This window comes from Aliivibrio sifiae, from assembly GCF_002954715.1.
Lineage (GTDB): Bacteria > Pseudomonadota > Gammaproteobacteria > Enterobacterales > Vibrionaceae > Aliivibrio > Aliivibrio sifiae.
In genome coordinates this window covers 1,061,826-1,063,190 of sequence record NZ_MSCP01000002.1, presented here as the reverse complement: position 1 = coordinate 1,063,190, position 1,365 = coordinate 1,061,826, and the positions used below count along the sequence as shown (strand labels likewise).

Here is a 1,365-nt window from a genome sequence, read left to right as displayed (position 1 = left end):
GGCGATGGCCGTTGGAGTATGGCAGCTCAAGATTTAAGCGGCTGGCCTGATGGTGAAGTAACAGCGACAGTCACTGGTTCAAATCAACACGGTATTGCTGCTGAAGCGGTTACCGAGACAGCGACACTCTCGACCGCGAAACCAACGTTAACGTCCGTGGTATCAAATCCGACATCGGGTAAAACAGGCGATAAAATTGGGGTTACGGCGACTTTCTCTGTTGCCGTAAATAATGCGACGGCAAAGTTAGGTTTGAGTGATGTGACGTGGACGTCAGGTCAAGATACTGCCGTTTGGGTAGGTGAGGTGGAAATTCCAAGTTCATCGGCAGCAGATACTGAGTTTGCTTATACGGTGACAGGATTTAGTGATATTAATGGTAACCTTGGCGATGAATCGACGAGTGGTATTGTGTATTTAACGCCATCAATCGTTATTGATCCGATTTCAGGTGGTGTAATTAACAGTAGCGACATTACTAATGTGGTTGTTAGTGGTAACACCTCTCGATTTGATGACAGCCAAAAAGTGATTCTAGTACTAAGTAATTCAAAGGACGCACAAACGAAAACCGCGGAAGCCAGTGTTCAAGGTGATGGCAGTTGGAGTATGACAGCTCAAGATTTAACCGGTTGGCCTGATGGTGAAGTAGTAACAGCGACAGTTACTGGTTCAAACCAACATGGTATTGCAGCTGAAGCGGTGACAGAGACGGCGACCCTTTCAGCAGCGAAGCCAACGTTAACGTCAATGGTATCAAATCCGACATCGGGTAAAACAGGCGATAGAATTGGGGTTACGGCCACTTTCTCTGTTGCCGTAAGTAATGCGACGGCAAAGTTAGGTTTGAGTGATGTGACGTGGACGTCAGGTCAAGGTACTGCCGTTTGGGTCGGTGAGGTGGAAATTCCAAGTTCATCGGCAGCAGATACTGAGTTTGCTTATACGGTGACAGGCTTTAGTGATATTAATGGTAACCTTGGCGATGAATCGACGAGTGGTATTGTGTATTTAACGCCATCAATCGTTATTGATCCGATTTCAGGTGGTGTAATTAACAGTAGCGACATTACTAATGTGGTTGTTAGTGGTAACACCTCTCGATTTGATGACAGCCAAAAAGTGATTCTAGTACTAAGTAATTCAAAGGACGCGCAAACGAAAACCGCGGAAGCCAGTGTTCAAGGTGATGGCAGTTGGAGTATGACAGCTCAAGATTTAAGCGGCTGGCCTGATGGTGAAGTAACAGCGACAGTCACTGGTTCAAATCAACACGGTATTGCTGCTGAAGCGGTTACCGAGACAGCGACACTTTCGACCGCGAAACCAACGTTAACGTCCGTGGTATCAAATCCGACATCAGGG

Annotated in this window: 1 protein-coding gene; it reads left to right on the top strand. The window is 46.7% G+C overall.

Annotated features, from left to right (window positions below; translation table 11 throughout):
• On the top strand, positions 1-1,365 hold a 1,365-nt coding region (locus BTO23_RS21410), incomplete at both ends, for a tandem large repeat (protein ID WP_170066763.1).